Here is a 17,202-nt window from a genome sequence, read left to right as displayed (position 1 = left end):
CGCCTCACCCTCACCCCGCGCACGGCCCGGGTCAATACCTTTCCGAGAGGTAATCTCCGCTGAAAGAATCTTTCGGGTACGGAGTGTCACGGCGTCTCGGGTTGCGGAACGATAACGACGCTCTCTACTCTGGTCAATCGTCGGCCGCGAGTTTCACCGTCCAACCCGGGTGGTGACGGTCCGGCACCGCCGAGTCGCCTCCGGGCGAGCCGGGGACCCAGGTAACTGGGGTGAATCCGCAGCCACTGCGGTAGGGCGCCTCCCTTCCCGCCCGAACCCGTCAGCTAACCCGGTAGGCGGCCAGGAAGAAGGAGTACGGAAGCCCGGTGGCACACCATGCCCCGCGGCCACCGTCGGTCCGGTCGGTCGACCGGTCGACGGCTGCGCCGCGTTCCCGCTGGTCCCGTTTCACCACCGCCCTCGCCGCCCTGGCCGGCACCGCCGTCGTCCTGACCGGCGGCGCCACGGCGGCTCACGCCGAACCGTCGGTCACCGAGATCGAGCGCCAGATCGACCAGGACTGGAACAAGCTCGAACCGATCATCGAACAGGTCAACGCCACCCGCGAGCAGCTCGCCGCCAAGCGGAAGCAGGCCGCCACGCTGGCCAAGCAGATCGCCCCGCTCCAGGCCCGGGTGGACGCCGCCCTCGGTCAGGTGGGCGGGCTCGCGGCCGACGCCTACAAGGGCGACAACAACCTCTCCACGGTCAACGCGCTGCTGGGCAGCCGGTCGCCGAGCGACCTGGTCGACGGCCTCGCCCTGCTCGACCGCTTCGCGAACCGCCAGCAGAAGCAGGTGCGGACCGTCGCCGCGCTGCGCGACCAGCTGGCCGCCAAGAAGCAGCCGCTCGACGAGATGATCACTGAGCTGTCGCGCACCGAGGCCCAGCTCGCGGCCAAGAAGAAGCAGATCGACGCCGAGATCGTCAAGCTCCAGAAGCTGCGCCTCAAGGTCTACGGCAACGGCGGCGGCGGTCCGCTGCGCCCGGCGCCCTGCCCCGCCGGCTACCCCGGCGGCCCGGCCGGCACCGCGGTCAAGTTCGCCTGCGCCCAGATCGGCAAGATCTACGTCTGGGGCGCCGCCGGCCCGGACCACTACGACTGCTCGGGCCTGACCATGGCTGCCTGGGCCAAGGCCGGCGTCTCGCTGCCGCACAACGCGCGGCAGCAGCACGACGTGACCCGGCGGGTGAGCCGGAGCGAGCTGCGCGCCGGTGACCTCGTCTTCTACTACAGCGACCTGCACCACGTCGGCATGTACGTCGGTGACGGCTGGGTGGTGCACGCCTCCCAGTCCGGCAAGCCGATCACGATGAAGCGCGTCGACGACGGCCAGATCAACAGCTACGGCCGCCCGGGCTGAGCGGTCCGCAGGGGTTGAGCGGTCCGCAGGGGCTCCCGCGTCGCGGGGGCCCCTGCGCCGTTGCCGGCCTCGGGCCGGTCAGCGGGTCGGCCAGGTGCGCCAGCTCTGCCAGGAGCGGCTCGGGGTCGGGCCGCGCTGGCCCTGGTAGCGCGAGCCGTACACCTCAGAGCCGTACGGGTGCTCGGCCGGCGAGGAGAGCCGGAAGATGCAGAGCTGGCCGATCTTCATGCCCGGCCAGAGCGTGATCGGCAGGTTCGCCACGTTGGACAGCTCCAGCGTGACGTGACCGGAGAAGCCCGGGTCGATGAAGCCGGCGGTCGAGTGGGTGAGCAGGCCGAGCCGGCCCAGTGAGCTCTTGCCCTCAAGTCGTCCGGCGAGCTGGTCGCCGAGCGAGATCACCTCCAGTGTGGAGGCGAGCACGAACTCGCCCGGGTGCAGCACGAACGGCTGGCCCTCGGCCACCTCCACCAACGAGGTGAGGTCGTCCTGCTGCACGGACGGGTCGATGTGCGTGTAGAGATGGTTGTTGAAGACCCGGAACAACCGGTCCAGACGGACGTCGATGCTGGACGGTTGCACCAGCGTGGGCTCGAAGGGCTCCAGCGCGAGCGTGCCAGTCTTGATCTCGGAGACCAGGTCCCGGTCGGAGAGCAGCATCGGAACACCATAGCGACCGGTACGGGTGACCTGCGTGTCGGACTACATCTTCGTACACCTGTTCGATAGAATGTCCGCATGGCTTCCTGGTCCGAATTCGCCGCCGACGAGCCCCGCCTCGCCGACGAGATCCGCCTCCTGTTGCAGCAGTACGGGCCGGGTTTCGGCTACCTCGCCACGGTCCGCGCCGACGGCGGCCCGCGCGTGCACCCCGTCTCCCCGGTCATCACCGACGACGGGCTCTGGTGCTTCGTCATCGACTCGCCCAAGCGTCGCGACCTCGAACGCGACGGCCGCTACGCGCTGCACTCCTTCCCGCCGGAGGAGAGCGACGACGAGGCCTACGTGGCCGGCCGGGCGCTCCCGGTGACCGACCCGGCGACCGTCGCCCGGGTGGCCCGGATCGGCCGGGCCGCGCCGCAGGGCGACTGGCGGCTGTTCGAGTTCACCGTCGACGTGGCGATGCTGACCCGGCGTGACCAGGTGGCCTGCCCCGGCGCCGGCCGGCCGGAGGTGCGCGTCTGGCTCGACCCGGGGGCCGGCGTCCCGGCCCGGCGTGACCCGCTCGCCGCGGAAGGCCGGCGTGGCCGGCACGGCTTCGACACCCGCCGCCCGGCGGCCTGAGTCCGTACCCGATGGGTTCCGGCCCGAACAGAGCCGGCGCCGGCCCCGTCCGAGGACGGGACCGGCGCCGGCGTGTGGTGCGTGGCGGTCAGGCCGCGCGGTAGGCGTTCCACGCGGTCAGCATGCGGCTCGCCTGACCAGCGGTGAACTGGTACATGCACGAGTCGTAGGTGTAGTCCATGAAGTTGGTGATCGGGTCCTTGCCGGTGGCGGTGCAGGTGTCGCGACCGGTCGGGCACTGATAGGCCGGCGAGGCCTCGGCCGGGGTGTCGGAGACGCTGTCACCCGAGCCCGAGCAGCCACCCTGGAAGGTGTGGTAGAGGTTCAGCCAGTGGCCGACCTCGTGGGTGCCGGTGTCGCCCTGGTTGTAGTTCGTCGCGGTGCCACCCGGCAGCGACTCGCTCAGCGCGACCACGCCGTCCATGCTGTTCAGCTTGCGCTGCGGGAAGGTGGCCCAGCCGAGCAGGTCGTCGCTCAACTCGCCCAGGTAGAGGTTGAGCGTGTTCTTGCCGCCCTCGCGCAGCGAGGTCTTCATCGAGCGCTCGGCGGAGGAGCCCTGGACGATCGGGTACCAGGCGGCGTTGGTGACGTGGTGCACCTTGGTCAGCTGGAAGCTGAAGGCGGTCGCCGCGCCACCGGTGCCACCGCTGTACGCCGTGTTCAGCACGGAGATCTGCTGGGTCACCATCGAGTCCGGGATGTTGCCGCCCGCTCGGGTGCTGTCCCGCTGGATGACGTGGACGACGACGGGGATGGTCACCGTGGCCAGCGGGGTGGCCCCGGCGCCGGCGCGGAAGCTCGCCCGCTCACGCAGCGCCGCGGCGAGGTCGGCGTCACGCTCGCGGACCTGCTTGGCCGTCAGCTCGTTCGGGTCGAGCTTGGCGTGGCCGCCCTTCTTCACCCGTGCGTCCGAGTGGACGTCGGCGGGCTCGGCGCAGGAGCCGGACGGGGCGGCCGAGAAGGCCGAAGCTGCGGGGACGACGCCTACCGCGGCGGTGCTGAGCAGCAGCGCGAGGGTCGTCGACGCGACACCGGCGGTACGCCGGGTCAGCAGGTTGGGACGAAGTCCCATGGGCCCACCTCTTTCTGCGGGCGTGACAGGGGGTGTGTCACGCCCGGTCGGAGAACGTGGACGAGACGTTACATCCGATCGAAAGATTTGAGAACAACCATATGTTGCCGTGGTGAAACTTTCTGCTGGTAGTCCGCGGGCCGTCGCGCTCGGTCCGGCTGCGGGGTACCTGGGTGCACGGAGGCGGTGACCTCCTGTACAGTGGTGCCGCCTGCGGGTGTAGTTCAATGGCAGAACATCAGCTTCCCAAGCTGACAGTGCGGGTTCGATTCCCGTCACCCGCTCCACGCGAAGGCCCTGGTCAGGACGTAAGTCCCAGCCAGGGCCTTCGACGTTGCTGCGGTCAGCAGCGCCCGGCGGGCCATCCACGGGCCACTAGCCACGCTTTTTGCCCTTGCCCTTGGCGGAGGAGCCGGCCGCCGGCTTCTTGGCTTTCTTGCGCTCGGCCTTCACCGCGTCGCTCACCGCCTGGGCGATGGCCCGATCCGCCTCCGAGGTGGCGTGCTGGTAGATCATGGCCGCTTGCGCCGAGTCGTGACCCATCCGGGCCATCAGGTCGCGGGTGCTCGCACCGGTCCTGGCCGCGATCGTGTTACCCGTATGCCGCAGATCATGGAAGTGCAGACCCGGAACGCCGAGCTTGCCGGCCGCCGTCGACCAGCCGATGACCTTGTTCAGGTTGCCGCGCCAGATCGGCCGGCCGGAAGGCGTCGTGAAGACCAGCGCTTCCGGGTTGTCGTCGACGAACGCCGCCAAGTGCTCACGCAGGGCCGGCAGGATGGCCGCCGGCACCGACACGGCACGCCGACCAGCACGTGACTTCGGCGGACCCAGAACCATCCCGACGCCGCGCACCTCTGTGAACGTCTGCCGGACACGGATCACCCCGGCGTCGGCGTCAACGTCCTGCCGTTGCAACGCGGATACCTCGCCCCACCGCAGGCAGGCGAACGTGGTCACCAGGACCAGGGCGCGGTACTGCTCGTCCATCAGCTCTGCGAGCTTGAGCACCTGGGCGAGCGTGAGAACGGGTCGCTCGGCCGCCTTCTCCTGATCCGCGCCCGGAATCCGGCACGGGTTCTTGCGCAGCAGCTCGTCCTCGTTGACCGCCGTCATCAGCACGGCCCGCAGCAGCCGGTACGCCTTGGCGGCCATCGTCTCCGAGACGCCGTTGCCGAGCAGTCTCGCCCGCCACTCGCGGATCATCGGCGTATCCAAGCGGCTCAGCTCCACCCCGCCCAGGTACGGCGTGATGTGCTTGCCGAGCAGCCACCGGTACAGCGCCACCGTCCGAGGACGCAGCCCAGGGCGTTGCGCGATCCACCGCTCCGCATAGTCAGCGAGGGTGATCCGCGCTCGCTCGGGGTCGATCCACTCCCCGCGCGTCATCTGCGCTTCCACCATTGACAGGTACCGGTCCGCGTCCGACTTGCGCGTGAAGGTGTCCGGAGCGGTCCGCTGGCGCCCATCCGGTCCCGGGTAGCGCACCTGGTACCGGCCAGAGTCACGCTTGCGGATGCTGCCGAAACGTCGCCGCGCCGTCATCAGGCAACGCTCCGCAGGCCGGTCCACACCTCGGAGGCGGTGAGCGGCTCCACCCTGCCGGCGTTGATGTGGGCGTCCACGTCCGAAGCCTTGAGGCGGACGCTTCGGCCGACCTTGTGGAAGGCGATGCGCCGCTGCGCAACCAGCCGGCGCACGTGGCCTGCTGGCGACCTCCGGCCGGCATCGGCCGGGCCGGCCGGCCACGCTTGGGGACGACAGTGCCTTGAAGACCTCGGGGCTCCGCCCCGAACCCCGACCCTCCTCAGAGATGCCGCCCGCGGCTCACCTCGCCGGGCACCACAAGGGCTACCAGCCTCCCCAGACGGGGACCAGGTCGTTCGTCCGGTAGGGCGCTCCACCTGGTCCCCGTCTGGGGAGGCTGGACGGTCTGGCGACTGCCCGACGAGGAGATCCGCTAGGAAGCCGTACGGTTTCCCGCATGACACATGTCCCTCCCGACGCCGAGCAGCCGGCGTTCCTCGCCCGCATGAACCAGCTCGCAGCCGAGGTTGACGAGACGGGCGACGTCTACGCGGCAGGCTTGCGGCTGTGGGAGGTGTCTGGGCGCGCAGTCGACGCGGGGGAGCTTGCGGGGAACTTCTGCGCTTTGTGGGGTGCACTGACCGACTGGATAGAGCTGAAGCCCGACGAGGCGGACCAGGCTGAAGCCGCTATGAGGCGGGCCGCGCGGGAGTGGCTTGGCCTTGACCAGACGGACAGCGGTGCGATCCAGAGATATCTCGATCACTGGCTCCACGACATCTGTGGCTACGAGCGCCCCTAGCTGGGCCACATGGGCCAGTAGCCGTGGCCCGCAGCGGTCACGAGCGGGCACGAGGGGAAGTCAGCATTGCCGCCGGACGCAGGCGTTTCGGGCATCACGACCGGTTGAGCGCGCTCTTCCAGACTGACGATGCCGTTGGTCGGCGGTCAGGGCAGCAATGCCCGAAGTCGGCCTATCCCATCCAGCACGTCGGCACGGTGCTTGCCATCCTTGATCCACGCGGGCAAGCGCTCAACCAGGGTCTGGCTTCCCATGTCCTGGCCGCGTTCCCGCAGCCGAGCGGACACATACGCCTCCAGCAGGTCCAGGTGCTCGGCGTTGAACGCCCAGAGCACTCGCCCACGGCACTCGATCGAAAGCCAGAGGGGCAGGCCGAAGTACGGGTCATTCGGGCCCGAGAACTCAGGCAATGCGCGCGCGTTGCCTGCGAGGCGAGGAGCCTCCCAGAGATCCGTATACGCGCACCCCAGACAACTGAGCCGACGGCTCAGCCAGACATGATGCCGGGAGTTGTCGGCCGATTCAGGGTCAGGAAGGACCGAAGCCCGGCCGGCACAGCGTGGGCAACGGACGAAAATCTCGCCAGCAGCCAAGCCGCGCAGCCAAGACTTCGGATCGCGGAAGCGTCCGCCGTTGCCTTCCTCGGCCGCTGCCATAGATCAACTGTACAGCCATCGATACAGCCAAGACCGCCGCCAACCGCCGACACCAACGGACGACGACGGACGGCCCGGCCAGGGAAATTCCCACCCGACCAGCGATCCGCGATCTTCTTCTAATCCCAAGGCCATCGGGCCCCCCGCTAGGGTCCTCCCTGTGGCAGCAGGTGGCGACCTTGGCGAAGTCTGGCGCGTCTACGGTGCGGGCGGCGAACTGCTCGGAGAGATCGAGGTTGAGGAGCACGACATGCCCTGGAACCGGGGCAGGTTCCGACCTCAGCCCGGGTTCGAGCAGTTGCGTCCGCTCTTTGATGAGTGGAACCGTGCGGTTGACTCGGGCGATCCGGAGCCGATCGACCAGGCGTACGAGGCGATCCGCGCCGCAGTCACGATGACCTACCCCGACGGCCGCCAGGTCCCCGAGTTCATGCTTGGAATCGAGGGTGATTACGCGGGGTTTCGGTGGCACGACGAACCCTTCGGTGACGACTAGCTCGCTCGCTTCTGGCCCTCGTAGCTTCGAGTTGGACGGGCCACCCATGGGCCACAAGCCCCTGTCACGGGAGGCTAACCCAGGCCGCCAGCGACCAGGCCGAGCAGGAGAAACGCCGTACCAGAGCCCGATCTTGTCCAATTCCCAAGCTGACAGTGCGGGTTCGATTCCCGTCACCCGCTCCACGGTCGAGGCCCTGGTCAGGACGCGAGTCCGAGCCGGGGCCTTTGACGTTCCGTAGCCTGCGATCGTTGCCCGTGCCATTGGCGACCTTCTAGGGTCAACGATCATGCCGCTTGTCCCTGGCGTGCAGGGGGGTCGGATGGAGACGTGGCGTGTCCTGGCGGCTGTCATCACGGGCCCGGCTGTGAGCCTCGTCGGCCTCGCCCTGGCCACCAACTTTCGCGGCGTGACGGAGTGGCACGTGCGGCGCTCGATGTCCACCGCAGGCGTGCTACGGCGAGTTCCGCCATGGCGCTGGCTACCAGACGTCCCGCACGAGGAGCGTCTGGCGCGCTTCATTCTGTTGGAACGAGTGATTGGCGTAGCAATCGCAGTGGCCGGCATCATGATCTTGCTTACCGTCGCCTACAGCGTCTTGACCGGTCAGCCGATGCGGACGGTGAAGTAGACAACCTGACCTCGCCCGCCGGCCAGGTCGATCAGCGTCTACGCAGACGAGGCCCAGGATGACGACCAGCAGGGCGAAGAGTGCCAGTTCGACCGGCTGAGCATCGGCTCTCGCCGCAACATCCATGCGTCGATCATGACTTGTCTCTCCAACCGGTGCCGACAGGGCGGGTTAGAGTCCCGTCACCCGCTCCAGCGCGAAGGCCCTGACCAGGATGTGAGTCCCGGTCAGGGCCTTCGATGCTTCAGACGCCGGTGCGGCGCTCAGCCTTCGGCTGATCCGCTCTGCCACTGCGAGCGGAGCTCGGCCAGCCAGGGGCCCGTGGCGTGCTGTGCCGTGACGGTGATCGTGACCGTGTCGCCGTCCTTCACCGACGCCAGCTCGGGCACGCACCACCCCTGATCGTTCCGCTTGACCTGGCAGCTGGCGTTCGGACCGTTACCGACATAGTCGTAGACCTCGCCGGTGAGCACGCTCACGCCGTTGACGGAGACGCGGTAGATGCCCGGCGTCTGCGCGACCACGGTGAAGTCGTAACCGCGATGCCAGACCATCGTCGTGCTGACCGGTCGGTTGGGATCTGCCGGGTCGCTGTGGAGGACCTTGGTGCCGGGCTCGCTGGCCATGCCGTCCGGCTTCGGCGGCTTCAGCGCGGCCGGCCGGGCCGGCAGGGGGTACTGGGTGAAGGGCACCCTCTCGGCCACGGCGAAGTGCAGGGTGCCCTGCGTCGGGATCGTCGACAACCGGCGCCCGCCGCCCTGGGCGCCGGTGACCGTGTACGTCACCGACACCGTGTCGCCGACGCTCGCTCCCAACCCGGGGGGCACCGATCCCGTCGGGTCCTGGTGCAGCTCCGAATCGCAGTTCACCGAGTACCCGATGGGCTCGTCGTTGATCGCAATCTCGGCGTCGAGTGCGCGCTGATGAGGTAGGCCGGGGCAGTAGCTGAAGAACTGGACGTCCGTCGAGTTGACCGTCCAGCTGAGCCGCACCTTCTTCGCGCTCACCGGCGCCGTGCCGACGGCGACCACCCGGTAACCACGGGCGTACTCGTCGAAGGGCCCGATCTTGCGGCCCGCCACGGGTTTCGGAGAAGCCGACGCACTGGCGGGCCTCGCTGACGGGGTCGTCGATCCGGCGGTGAAGGCCGAGGGCGGAGCCGGCTCCCCACCGGGACCGAGGGTGGCGGAGCCGACCGCCACCGCCGCTGCCGCCGCTGCCACCGCTCCCGCCACGACCCGCCTGCGCCGCCGTACGCCGATCTTGCGCTGGACCTCGACCAGTCGTCCATCGGAGGGCATGCCGTGAGCGGAGCGCTCATCCATGAGGTCCTTGAGGTCGATCACCGCTGCAACGCCTCCAACGTCAGCGACCTGTCCAGCCGCAGCTTCTCCAGTGCCTTCTTGGCCTGGCTCTTGACGGTGCCCACCGAGATGCTCATCGCGTCCGCGATCTGCGCCTCGGTCATGTCTTCGAAGTAGCGCAGCACCAGCACCGCCCGCTGCCGGCGGGGCAGCCTCCCGAGCGCCTGCCACACCTCGTCGCGCCTGTCCACCTGAGACATGTGGTCGACGGCCGCCTGCTCCGGCAGCTGCGCCGTCGGCTGCTCCACGTGGCGCCATCTGCGCCGCCACCACGAGGCGTAGACGTTCACGAGGATCCTCCGCACGTACGGCTCCGGGTCCCCGTGGATCCGCCCCCACGCGCTCCATGCGCGCACCAGGGCCGTCTGCAGCAGATCCTCTGCCTGCGCCCAGTCGTGGGTGAGCAGATAGGCGGTGCGCTGAAGACGGGGTGATCGCGCCGTCACGAACTCAGCGAACGTGTCGCTCGGTGCCACCGGCTCTCCTTCGAACGGGGTCACCGGCTACTACCCGACCGACGCCTCGGGAGGTTGCCCCGCGCGCGAAATGACCGACGGACGCATTGTCCAGCCGTACTCCCGCGCCTGGGTCGCTGACGGCCTTCGAGCGGGGACAGCGGCGTTGGCAGGCGCTGCCTATCCTCTCGGCTATGGGAGCTATCAAGCCGTGGCATCTGGCGGTCCTGTCAATCTGCTGCCTGTTGCCGGCGGTCGCAGCGGTCGTGGGCGGGGTGTGGGCGGTTCGCCGGTCCCGCAACCGTCGTTGACCGCACGGCTCACCACCGCTGTCCGCGCTCCCCTTCGAGTCGCGTGATGAGCGAGAGCACGGCGGCGGGGCCGTCGTCGGCGCGGACCCGACGAGCGAGTTCGGTGGCGCGCTGCCGGTAGGTCGATCGTTCGAGCAGGACCGCAGCGCGTCGGTCAGGGTGTCGGCGGTCAGCTCGCGCAGTGGCAGTGGCCGGGGCGCAACGCCGACGCGTGCCGCTGCGCTTCTCGGCCGCGTTCATGGCGGCGGAGACGGCCGGATGGCGGAGTGTTGCCGGTGGGCTGTGACGCGATGATGAGCCGCATGGGGTTTGGTTTCAAGACCACCTGGCTCGCCGTGCGGGAGCGGAGCCCGGAGGAGGTCGCCGACGCGCTGCAGTTGACCGACCGCGAGCGTCTCTCCTGGGACGAGGGCGTCGACCGGGCGTACGTCTCCGGCGTGTTCGTGGCCGGTCCCGTGGCCGGGTGGACCCTGGCGCATGGCCGGCGCGATCTCGCCACGTTCGACTACAGCGCCACCGATCCGCGATTCCCGGAATGGTTCGCAGCCCTGAGCGCGCGCCTGGGTGAGGTCCAGTTCTTCGTCAACGAGCGGGGTTGGTTCTCCCACGGATGGGTGCGGGCGGTCGACGGGGTCGTCGTGCGGGCGTTCGCCACCTTCGACGGCGACGTCCCCCTGTTCATCGGTGACGTCACGCCGGCCGAGCGCGAGGTCGGCAAGGGCCTCCGGGGCTGGGGGGACAACTGGCGGAACTGGCAGGAGGAGGACTGGGACGCCTGGTACGAGTCGGCGCCCCACGAACACGACGTGCTCAAGCTGGCGGCCCGGTGGAGCCTCAACCCCATGCTGGTCGACAGCACACAGGTCGGCGACGGGGGGATCTACGGGATGCCCGCGCAACGGCGCTGACCCGCGGGACGAGTGCCCTGGCCGGTGCGGGCGGGTCAGCCGCCGAAGCGACGCCAGGCGTCGTCGCCGACCGCCATGAGGTTGTGCCGCCGCTCCGGCAGAGCACCCGGGGCGCGATCACTTCGCGCAGCAGGACGCCCCCGTCGCCGTGACACCCGGGCGGCTCCACTGCGCGACCGGGCGGCCGTCGAGTCGCCACGGGTGCCCGCTGACCGTCGGCCACCCCTCCGGTGAGTCCTCCCAGTTCTCCTGCCGGCCGTAGACCGTGAGGTCGAGGGCGTGGTAGCTGGTCGTCAGCGCCTCCACGCCGCGCCCTGTGGTCCAGTAGGTCTCGTAGACCCGGTCGTCGTCGCGCAGGTAGCAGGCGATGAACCCGAAGTCACGGCCGTCCGCCAGCGCCGGGTCGGAGTCCCGCGCCGAGTACCAGGGGAACGAATAGCCCATGAACTCCGCGAACGCTGCGCTGTCGGCGTAGGGGCCCTGACAGAACACGGCGTAGGTGACGTCGCGGGCGTGCAGGTAGTCCCGCATCTCCAGGTGGCAGGTCGCGAAGGTGCAACCCTCGCACTGGTCCTCGAACGGCTTGCCGTCGTGCCACATGTGGAAGTAGGCCATCAGCATGCGGCGGCCCTCGAAGACCTCCAGCAGCGGCGTCTCCCCGTCGGGGCCCTGCACGGTGACGGGCGGCACCAACGTCATCGGCAGTCGGCGCCGGGCGGCGGCGATCGCGTCGCCCTCGCGGGTGTGCGCCTTCTCCCGGGCCAGCAGCTGGTCGCGCTCGCGCAGCCAGGTCTCCCGGTCGACGATCGGCGGCAGGGCAGCGCGGAATGTGGGGGTTGCCATCGGGGCGGTCTCCTTCGCGGCGTCCGAGTCGGTCACCGGTATGGACCTGTCCGGCCGGCGATTTTCGTCGGTCGACCGGAAATCAGGAGTGCCCGGTGAGGTCGAGGACGTGGCGCAGGCAGGGCTGGCCGCTGAGCTGCACCTCCTCGACCGGCACGAATCCGGTCCGCCGGAGCACCGCCAGCGAGGCCGGGTTCGCCAGCGCGGCCGAGGCGACCAGTTGGCGCAGCCCGTACTCGTCGCGGGCCAGCTTGCAGACCCGGCGGACACCCTCGCGGGCCAGGCCGCGCCCGGTGGCCCGCTCGGCCACCCGGTAGCCCAGCTCGGCGCTGCCGTCGGCGACGTCGACCAGGTTGAACCGGCCCAGCACGGTGCCGTCCTCGTCGTCGACCAGGACGTGGAAGTGGCACAGTCCGCTGTCCTGCTCGGCCAGCAGGCCCGCGAGCCGGTCGGCGAACTTGTCGAAGTAGTCGTCGCCCCGGTCCGGGACGAACCGGGCGAAGTACGCCCGGTTCACCTGCTCGAAGCGGAGCAACGCCGGGGCGTGCCGGAGTGCGAGCCGTTCGAGTTCGGGCATCAGGCGACGCTAGCAACCCGCAGGTCGGCCAGCAGATCCTCCACGGCGGCGAACTCGTCCGGCCGCAGCGGACCCTGGGCGAGCGCGCCGGCGTTCTGCTCGACCTGGGCGACGGTGCGGAACCCGGGGATCGGGACGGTGGCTCCGCTGCGCGCCCAGAGCCAGGCCAGCGCGCCCTGCGTCGGCGTGCGGCCGCCGGTGGCGAACACCTCCCGCAGTGCCTCCACCCGCGCCAGCCACTCGGGTGCCCCGGCGCCGCCGCGGAAGTACGTCATCCACTCGTAGCTCTGCGACCGCACGTCGTCCCGGGCCACCGTGCGCCCGTCGGCGTACTTGCCGCTGAGCAGGCCCATGGCCAGCGGCCCCCGGTTGATGCTGGCCAGCCCGGCCCGCTCGCACAGCTCGATCATCGCCGGCCGGTCGGCCAGCACCGACATGTCGTGCTGCACGGCCGTGCAGTGCGGGCCGGCGGCGGCGAAGGCCGCGGCGCGTTCCGGGTCGTCGGTGCTCCAGCCGTACGCCCGGATCTTGCCGGCGGTGACCAGGTCCTCCAGCGGGGCGACGAGGTCCAGGGCCTCCGCGACCGGCAGGTCGCCGAGGTGGAGCTGGTAGAGGTCGACGTGGTCGGTGCCCAGCCGCCGCAGCGAGCCGTCCAGGCAACTGCGCAGGTACGCGACGCTGCTGTCCGTGCCGAGCGCCTCCCTGGTCCGCTCGTCGAAGGTGAACCCCCACTTCGTGGCGATCACCACCCGGTCCCGGTCGGCGCCGAGCGCCTTGCCGAGCACCACCTCGCTGTGCCCGGCGCCGTAGCTGCTCGCCGTGTCGAAGAAGGTGACGCCGAGTTCGAGGGCCCGCTGGACGGCCCGGGTCGACTCGGCGTCGTCGACCCGGCCCCAGCCGTACTGGTTGTCGCCACCGGCGTACGGGCCGCCGATCGCCCAGCAGCCCATGCCCAGCGCGCTGACCTCGATGCCGCTCCGCCCCAACGTGCGCTTCATGATCCGCTTCCCGTCCCGCGTCGTGGTTCCGCCGGTTGCCACTCTCCGGCTTCGAGCGGGCTCGAAGTCAAGACCCCGGATACCAGCGCAGCTCGACGGTGTTGCCGTCCGGGTCGCGGACGTAGATGGAGGTGGCCGTGCCCCGCGCCCCGAAGCGCGGCACCGGCCCGGTCAGCACGGTGAACACCCCGGACTCGACCACCTCCGCCCAGTCCAGCGGCTCGACGACGAGGCAGAAGTGGTCCACGTTCGACCCGTCCGGCTCCCCACGGACCAGGTCGATGATGGTGTCGGCGTTGACGCGTACCGAGGGGAAGGGCACCTCGCCGGCCCGCCAGCGGTCGACGCGCACCGGCGCCAGGCCGAGGGTGCCGCAGTAGAACTCCAGGGACCGTTCGACGTCGGTGACGGCGAGGACCAGGTGGTCGAAGCCGGTCACCCGCACGGCGCTCACCGGGTCTCCAGCGCGTACGCGTCGCGCAGCCAGCCGGCGAACAGCTCCGGGTCGATCTCGTCCACGGTACGCAGCTTCACCGAGGCCATCCGGCGGGCGCCCGGGGCGAGCCGTCCGGAGCCGTCCGCCACGTCCTGTCCCCGCCACAGCCCGAACGTGACGTACGCCGGGTACGCCTTGACCAGGCAGACGGGGGTCTGGCCGGGCCGGTCGCCCAGCCCCCACACCGGGTGGCCGTGCCACATCGCGCCGGTGGCCTCCGGCAGTGCGGCCTCGATGACGGAACGCAGCTTCTCGGCGGTCTCGCGCAACGGTGCGTCGAGGCCGGTCAGATAGGTGGTGACGGGGTCCATGTGGTCCTCCAGTGTGCGGTGGGAACACCGTCAACACTCGTCCTCGCCGCCGTCCGGACCAAGACGCGATCGGGCTACGATCGTTGATCAGGATTCAACGATGGGGGCGGCGGGTGCTGGAGCGGTACGAGGTCGAGACGTTCCTGACCCTCGCCGAGGAGCTGCACTTCGGGCGGACCGCGGAGCGCCTGCGGGTGACCACTGGCCGGATCAGCCACGTGGTGCGGAAGCTGGAACGCCGGATCGGCGCGCCGCTCTTCGAGCGCACCAGCCGGGTGGTCCGGCTCACCCCGATCGGCGCCCGCCTCGCCGACGACCTGCGTCCGCTGGTGGCCGGCATCGAGGACGCCGTGCAGCGCGCCGTTGACGCCGGGCGCGGGCTCACCGGCGAACTGCGGGTGGCGTACGTCGGTGAGTCGACCGCCCCGGTCCTGCTGCGGGCCGTCACGCTGTTCGGCGAGCGCCACCCGGACTGCGTGGTGCACGTCCACGAGGCCCCGCTCGCCACCACCCGGTCGAGCCTGCGGGACGGCACGCTCGACGTGCTGATCGCCTCGTACCCCTTCGACGGCATGGCGAACGGTCCGGCGCTGCTGCACGAGGCCCGGGTGCTCGCGGTGGCCGCGAACCATCCGCTGGCCGGCGCGGAGTCGGTGTCGCTGGAGGTGCTGGGCGACCATCCGGTGGTGCAGTACCCGGCGGTGACCTCGGCCGCGTTCAAGCGGGACCGCACCCCGGACCGGACCCCGGCGGGGCGGCCGGTGCCGCGGGGGCCGGTCGGCGGCAGCTTCTCCGAGATGCTGGCCCTGGTCGCCATGGGCCGCGGGGTGCTGCCGGTGGGCGAGCAGACCCGGCACTACCACGCCCGCCCCGACCTGGCGTACGTGCCGATCCACGACGCGCCGCCGATCCGGCGCGGTCCGGTGTGGCTGGCCAGCAACACCACCACCCGGGTACGCGAGTTCGTCCGCGCCGCGGTCGACGCCAACCCGGCCCCGGCGGCCTGAGGCTGTCGGACCCGGCTGGCAGCATGACGGCGTGCGGGACGAGATCCGGGCGCTGGTCGAGGCGCTCACGCCGGGCGACGAGCAGGAGGCGCGGCACCGCGCCACGACGCTGGCCTGGCTGGCCACGACGGAGGACATCTTCCGCCGGGCGAAGCCGCGCACGCCCTCGCCGCACCTGGTGGCCTACTTCCTGCTCCACGACGAGACCGACGGCGCCGTGCTGCTGGTCGACCACCGCAAGGCTGGAATGTGGCTGCCCAGCGGCGGTCACGTCGAGCCGGGCGAGCACCCCGCGCAGACCGTACGCCGGGAGATGGTGGAGGAGTTGGGCGTGCCGGCCGTCTTCGCGCCGGCCCTCGGCGAGCGTCCGGCCTTCCTCACGGTGACCGAGACCGTCGGCCCGCCGGAGGACCGGCACACCGACGTCAGCCTCTGGTACGTGCTGTCCGGCAGCCGCGACCAGAAGCTGATCCCCGACCCGGCCGAGTTCCGGGGCGTCCGCTGGTGGACGCCGGGCGAGGTGGCCGGGGCCGCGCCGGGAACGGTCGAGCCACACCTCGGCCGGATGCTGGCGAAGCTCAGCCGAGGCGCACGGTCAGGGGGCGCGGGTCCCGGCGGGGCGTCAGTGCGGTGAGCAGCAGCACCAACGCGCTGGCCAGCCCGATCAGGAAGAACAGCGAGAGGGTCGGCTGACCCAGCCACTCCCAGAGCGGGTGCCAGCTCGGGTGCGGCTCGTCGAGGTGGTGCCGGGCCAGCGACGAGGTGGCGAGCGCCACGGGCACCCACCAGAAGAACAGGGTGACCCCCAGCAGCAGCGGTGCGCGCCGCCGCCCCTCGGTGCGCCGGCTCGCCCAGGCGAAGACCAGCCAGGCCAGCGCGCCCCCGGCCAGTCCGGCCAGCACGGCGGCCGGCAGTACGGCCGGCGGCGCGGCCCGCTGCAGCGCCACCCCGAGGTACGAGCCGAAGGACCGGGGGTCGTCGAAGGTGGCTCGGAGCACCGTGTCGCCCCGCCGGGCCACCAGGACGGTCTCGACCGGCTGGCTGGCCGGGTCGCAGCGCGGGTCGGCGCAGGTTTGGAGCACCTCGGAGGTCGGCTCGTACACCTGCCAGCCGGCGGCCCGGAGGCGCTGCTGCGCCGTCGCCAGCGTCTGCGCCTCGGACGTCGGCATCGGGCCGGTCGCCGAGCCGCCGGCCACCCCCTCCTGGTATTCGCCGCCGTCGCCGAACAGCAGATCGCGCAGGGACGCCCGGGACAGCGGCTGGCCGTAGATGACGAACAGCGCGCGGGCGCTCGACACGTCCTCGCCGAGCCGGTGGCCGGGGAACGCCTCGGTGAAGACCGCCGTGAACTCGGCCCGGTCGGGTTGCGGCCGGGAGGTCTCCCACGCCACCCGGGCGGCCAGCGCGCCGGTGAACAGCCCGCAGATCAGCGCCGTGAGGACCGCCCAGACGCCGACCGTGCGGCTGGCCGGCCGGCCCAGGCGGCAGCGCAGCCCCGCCCGGACCAGGTCGGCCGCCTCGCGCAGGGTGGGCCGGGTCCGCCCGGCGGGCGCGCTGTCGAGCAGCAGGCCGAGGATCTCCTCGCCGCGCTCGCGTCGGTAGGCACTCGGATAGGCGAGCAGCAGCCGTCGGTAGCGGCGGGCGAGGGGGTCCCCCGTCGGTGGCATGGCCGTCCCCTTCAGGTCGTTCGGGTGGTGGGCCGGTGGCGGCCCGGGACGCGGGTCAGGCGGTGCGGGGGCGCAGGGCGCGCAGCCGGGCCTCGGCGGCCGTGGTGAGCTGGCGCAGCCGGGCGGTCTCGGCGCTCAGGGCGTCGAGGCCGACGGAGGTGAGCCGGTAGTAGCGGCGCAGCCGGCCGTCCACCACCTCCTCGTGGTCGGGCTCGACCAGGCCCTGTGCCGTGAGGCGGTCCAACGCGGTGTAGAGGGTGCCGGGCAGCAGGGTGACGCGCGCGGCGGAGAGAGTGGTGACCTCCTGGATGATCCCGTAGCCGTGCCGGGGGCCACCGGCGAGCGCGGTGAGGATCAGGAACGTGGGCTCCCGCATCTGAGTCACACCGGCAACATATATAAGTGATCGATACATCGTCAACGCCTTGACCCTGCC

General features: G+C 70.9%; 22 protein-coding genes, 1 tRNA gene and 1 riboswitch. Of the genes, 9 read left to right on the top strand and 14 right to left on the bottom strand.

Annotated features, from left to right (window positions below; translation table 11 throughout):
* Positions 1-177 precede the first annotated feature (177 nt).
* Positions 178-313, top strand: a riboswitch (cyclic di-AMP (ydaO/yuaA leader).
* A 13-nt stretch (positions 314-326) separates the two neighbouring features.
* Entirely contained in the window at positions 327-1,364 is a 1,038-nt protein-coding gene (locus ABZ452_RS18145; RefSeq protein ID WP_357943987.1) for an NlpC/P60 family protein, read from the top strand.
* A 78-nt stretch (positions 1,365-1,442) separates the two neighbouring features.
* Here ABZ452_RS18145 and dcd read toward each other — a convergent pair whose 3' ends face one another.
* Positions 1,443-2,021, bottom strand: a complete 579-nt coding sequence (gene dcd / locus ABZ452_RS18140; RefSeq protein WP_357943985.1) for a dCTP deaminase — start codon at positions 2,019-2,021, stop codon at positions 1,443-1,445.
* A 78-nt stretch (positions 2,022-2,099) separates the two neighbouring features.
* Between dcd and ABZ452_RS18135 the strand changes: the two genes are divergently transcribed.
* A complete protein-coding gene (locus tag ABZ452_RS18135) occupies positions 2,100-2,645 on the top strand; it encodes a pyridoxamine 5'-phosphate oxidase family protein (protein WP_357943983.1) in 546 nt (181 codons plus the stop codon).
* A gap of 88 nt (positions 2,646-2,733) precedes the next feature.
* On the opposite strand, the gene ABZ452_RS18130 is transcribed toward ABZ452_RS18135, so the two are convergent.
* Positions 2,734-3,717 carry a zinc metalloprotease gene (locus ABZ452_RS18130; protein WP_357943981.1) on the bottom strand — a complete coding sequence of 328 codons (984 nt, stop codon included), beginning with the start codon at positions 3,715-3,717 and terminating at the stop codon, positions 2,734-2,736.
* Between the two features lie 213 nt (positions 3,718-3,930).
* Between ABZ452_RS18130 and ABZ452_RS18125 the strand changes: the two genes are divergently transcribed.
* Positions 3,931-4,004: transfer RNA gene (locus tag ABZ452_RS18125), tRNA-Gly, on the top strand.
* An 88-nt stretch (positions 4,005-4,092) separates the two neighbouring features.
* Here the strand turns inward: ABZ452_RS18125 and ABZ452_RS18120 are convergent.
* Both ABZ452_RS18120 and ABZ452_RS18115 read right to left on the bottom strand, forming a co-directional pair.
* On the bottom strand, positions 4,093-5,262 hold the full coding sequence (locus ABZ452_RS18120) for a tyrosine-type recombinase/integrase (protein ID WP_357943979.1): 1,170 nt from the start codon (positions 5,260-5,262) through the stop codon (positions 4,093-4,095).
* Positions 5,262-5,417 (bottom strand): excisionase family DNA-binding protein, encoded by a 156-nt coding sequence (locus tag ABZ452_RS18115; RefSeq protein ID WP_357943977.1) that lies wholly within the window; start codon positions 5,415-5,417, stop codon positions 5,262-5,264. Before ABZ452_RS18115 ends, ABZ452_RS18120 begins: the two co-directional genes overlap by 1 nt.
* 284 nt (positions 5,418-5,701) lie before the next feature.
* Here ABZ452_RS18115 and ABZ452_RS18110 point away from each other — a divergent pair, with 284 nt between their 5' ends.
* The gene (locus tag ABZ452_RS18110; RefSeq protein WP_357943975.1) at positions 5,702-6,046 is read left to right on the top strand and encodes a hypothetical protein; all 345 of its coding nucleotides are present in this window, start codon (positions 5,702-5,704) and stop codon (positions 6,044-6,046) included.
* Positions 6,047-6,192: 146 nt separating this feature from the next.
* Here the strand turns inward: ABZ452_RS18110 and ABZ452_RS18105 are convergent, their stop codons facing one another.
* Complete coding sequence (locus ABZ452_RS18105; protein WP_357943973.1) at positions 6,193-6,702, bottom strand: hypothetical protein; 510 nt, start codon at positions 6,700-6,702, stop codon at positions 6,193-6,195.
* A gap of 160 nt (positions 6,703-6,862) precedes the next feature.
* Between ABZ452_RS18105 and ABZ452_RS18100 the strand changes: the two genes are divergently transcribed.
* Together ABZ452_RS18100 and ABZ452_RS18095 are read left to right on the top strand one after the other, a co-directional pair.
* A complete protein-coding gene (locus ABZ452_RS18100) occupies positions 6,863-7,198 on the top strand; it encodes a hypothetical protein (protein ID WP_357943971.1) in 336 nt (111 codons plus the stop codon).
* A 322-nt stretch (positions 7,199-7,520) separates the two neighbouring features.
* The gene (locus tag ABZ452_RS18095; RefSeq protein ID WP_357943969.1) at positions 7,521-7,829 is read left to right on the top strand and encodes a hypothetical protein; all 309 of its coding nucleotides are present in this window, start codon (positions 7,521-7,523) and stop codon (positions 7,827-7,829) included.
* A gap of 263 nt (positions 7,830-8,092) precedes the next feature.
* On the opposite strand, the gene ABZ452_RS18090 is transcribed toward ABZ452_RS18095, so the two are convergent.
* Entirely contained in the window at positions 8,093-8,911 is an 819-nt protein-coding gene (locus ABZ452_RS18090; protein ID WP_357943967.1) for a hypothetical protein, read from the bottom strand.
* A 260-nt stretch (positions 8,912-9,171) separates the two neighbouring features.
* Positions 9,172-9,669: a SigE family RNA polymerase sigma factor gene (locus ABZ452_RS18085; protein WP_357943965.1), complete on the bottom strand. Its 498-nt coding sequence runs from the start codon at positions 9,667-9,669 to the stop codon at positions 9,172-9,174.
* Between the two features lie 592 nt (positions 9,670-10,261).
* On the opposite strand from ABZ452_RS18085, the gene ABZ452_RS18080 reads away from it, so the two are divergent.
* Positions 10,262-10,867: a hypothetical protein gene (locus ABZ452_RS18080; RefSeq protein ID WP_357943963.1), complete on the top strand. Its 606-nt coding sequence runs from the start codon at positions 10,262-10,264 to the stop codon at positions 10,865-10,867.
* 117 nt (positions 10,868-10,984) lie between these two features.
* Here the strand turns inward: ABZ452_RS18080 and ABZ452_RS18075 are convergent, their stop codons facing one another.
* The 5 genes from ABZ452_RS18075 to ABZ452_RS18055 form a co-directional block, all read right to left on the bottom strand.
* Entirely contained in the window at positions 10,985-11,710 is a 726-nt protein-coding gene (locus ABZ452_RS18075; protein ID WP_357943960.1) for a DUF899 family protein, read from the bottom strand.
* 82 nt (positions 11,711-11,792) lie between these two features.
* On the bottom strand, positions 11,793-12,287 hold the full coding sequence (locus ABZ452_RS18070; RefSeq protein WP_357943958.1) for a GNAT family N-acetyltransferase: 495 nt from the start codon (positions 12,285-12,287) through the stop codon (positions 11,793-11,795).
* On the bottom strand, positions 12,287-13,285 hold the full coding sequence (locus ABZ452_RS18065) for an aldo/keto reductase (protein WP_357943956.1): 999 nt from the start codon (positions 13,283-13,285) through the stop codon (positions 12,287-12,289). The genes ABZ452_RS18070 and ABZ452_RS18065 overlap by 1 nt, the downstream gene beginning before the upstream one ends.
* Positions 13,286-13,352: 67 nt before the next feature.
* Entirely contained in the window at positions 13,353-13,739 is a 387-nt protein-coding gene (locus ABZ452_RS18060; RefSeq protein ID WP_357943954.1) for a VOC family protein, read from the bottom strand.
* Positions 13,736-14,092 (bottom strand): DUF1801 domain-containing protein, encoded by a 357-nt coding sequence (locus ABZ452_RS18055; protein ID WP_357943952.1) that lies wholly within the window; start codon positions 14,090-14,092, stop codon positions 13,736-13,738. The genes ABZ452_RS18060 and ABZ452_RS18055 overlap by 4 nt, the downstream gene beginning before the upstream one ends.
* Before the next feature lie 113 nt (positions 14,093-14,205).
* On the opposite strand from ABZ452_RS18055, the gene ABZ452_RS18050 reads away from it, so the two are divergent.
* Both ABZ452_RS18050 and ABZ452_RS18045 read left to right on the top strand, forming a co-directional pair.
* Positions 14,206-15,099: a LysR family transcriptional regulator gene (locus ABZ452_RS18050; protein WP_357943950.1), complete on the top strand. Its 894-nt coding sequence runs from the start codon at positions 14,206-14,208 to the stop codon at positions 15,097-15,099.
* Positions 15,100-15,130: 31 nt separating this feature from the next.
* The gene (locus ABZ452_RS18045) at positions 15,131-15,733 is read left to right on the top strand and encodes an NUDIX domain-containing protein (RefSeq protein WP_357943948.1); all 603 of its coding nucleotides are present in this window, start codon (positions 15,131-15,133) and stop codon (positions 15,731-15,733) included.
* Here the strand turns inward: ABZ452_RS18045 and ABZ452_RS18040 are convergent.
* A complete protein-coding gene (locus tag ABZ452_RS18040) occupies positions 15,678-16,766 on the bottom strand; it encodes a hypothetical protein (RefSeq protein WP_357943946.1) in 1,089 nt (362 codons plus the stop codon). The two genes, ABZ452_RS18045 and ABZ452_RS18040, sit on opposite strands and share 56 nt — an antisense overlap.
* A 55-nt stretch (positions 16,767-16,821) precedes the next feature.
* The gene (locus ABZ452_RS18035; protein ID WP_357944578.1) at positions 16,822-17,142 is read right to left on the bottom strand and encodes a helix-turn-helix transcriptional regulator; all 321 of its coding nucleotides are present in this window, start codon (positions 17,140-17,142) and stop codon (positions 16,822-16,824) included.
* Between the last annotated feature and the right edge of the window lie 60 nt (positions 17,143-17,202).

Source organism: Micromonospora sp. NPDC005707 (assembly GCF_040631005.1).
Taxonomy (GTDB): domain Bacteria; phylum Actinomycetota; class Actinomycetes; order Mycobacteriales; family Micromonosporaceae; genus Micromonospora.
The sequence above is the reverse complement of the archived record's forward strand: the minus strand, read 5'-3'. Positions and strand labels throughout refer to the sequence as shown.

Bases quoted from the DNA above. Each gene is read 5' to 3' on its own strand.
- ABZ452_RS18130 (WP_357943981.1), bottom strand. From the start codon at position 3,717: ATGGGACTTCGTCCCAACCTGCTGACCCGGCGTACCGCCGGTGTCGCG.
- ABZ452_RS18065 (WP_357943956.1), bottom strand. From the start codon at position 13,285: ATGAAGCGCACGTTGGGGCGGAGCGGCATCGAGGTCAGCGCGCTGGGC.
- ABZ452_RS18095 (WP_357943969.1), top strand. From the start codon at position 7,521: ATGGAGACGTGGCGTGTCCTGGCGGCTGTCATCACGGGCCCGGCTGTG.
- ABZ452_RS18055 (WP_357943952.1), bottom strand. From the start codon at position 14,092: ATGGACCCCGTCACCACCTATCTGACCGGCCTCGACGCACCGTTGCGC.
- ABZ452_RS18070 (WP_357943958.1), bottom strand. From the start codon at position 12,287: ATGCCCGAACTCGAACGGCTCGCACTCCGGCACGCCCCGGCGTTGCTC.
- ABZ452_RS18075 (WP_357943960.1), bottom strand. From the start codon at position 11,710: ATGGCAACCCCCACATTCCGCGCTGCCCTGCCGCCGATCGTCGACCGG.
- dcd (WP_357943985.1), bottom strand. From the start codon at position 2,021: ATGCTGCTCTCCGACCGGGACCTGGTCTCCGAGATCAAGACTGGCACG.
- ABZ452_RS18110 (WP_357943975.1), top strand. From the start codon at position 5,702: ATGACACATGTCCCTCCCGACGCCGAGCAGCCGGCGTTCCTCGCCCGC.
- ABZ452_RS18080 (WP_357943963.1), top strand. From the start codon at position 10,262: ATGGGGTTTGGTTTCAAGACCACCTGGCTCGCCGTGCGGGAGCGGAGC.
- ABZ452_RS18135 (WP_357943983.1), top strand. From the start codon at position 2,100: ATGGCTTCCTGGTCCGAATTCGCCGCCGACGAGCCCCGCCTCGCCGAC.
- ABZ452_RS18105 (WP_357943973.1), bottom strand. From the start codon at position 6,702: ATGGCAGCGGCCGAGGAAGGCAACGGCGGACGCTTCCGCGATCCGAAG.
- ABZ452_RS18040 (WP_357943946.1), bottom strand. From the start codon at position 16,766: ATGCCACCGACGGGGGACCCCCTCGCCCGCCGCTACCGACGGCTGCTG.
- ABZ452_RS18035 (WP_357944578.1), bottom strand. From the start codon at position 17,142: ATGCGGGAGCCCACGTTCCTGATCCTCACCGCGCTCGCCGGTGGCCCC.
- ABZ452_RS18120 (WP_357943979.1), bottom strand. From the start codon at position 5,262: ATGACGGCGCGGCGACGTTTCGGCAGCATCCGCAAGCGTGACTCTGGC.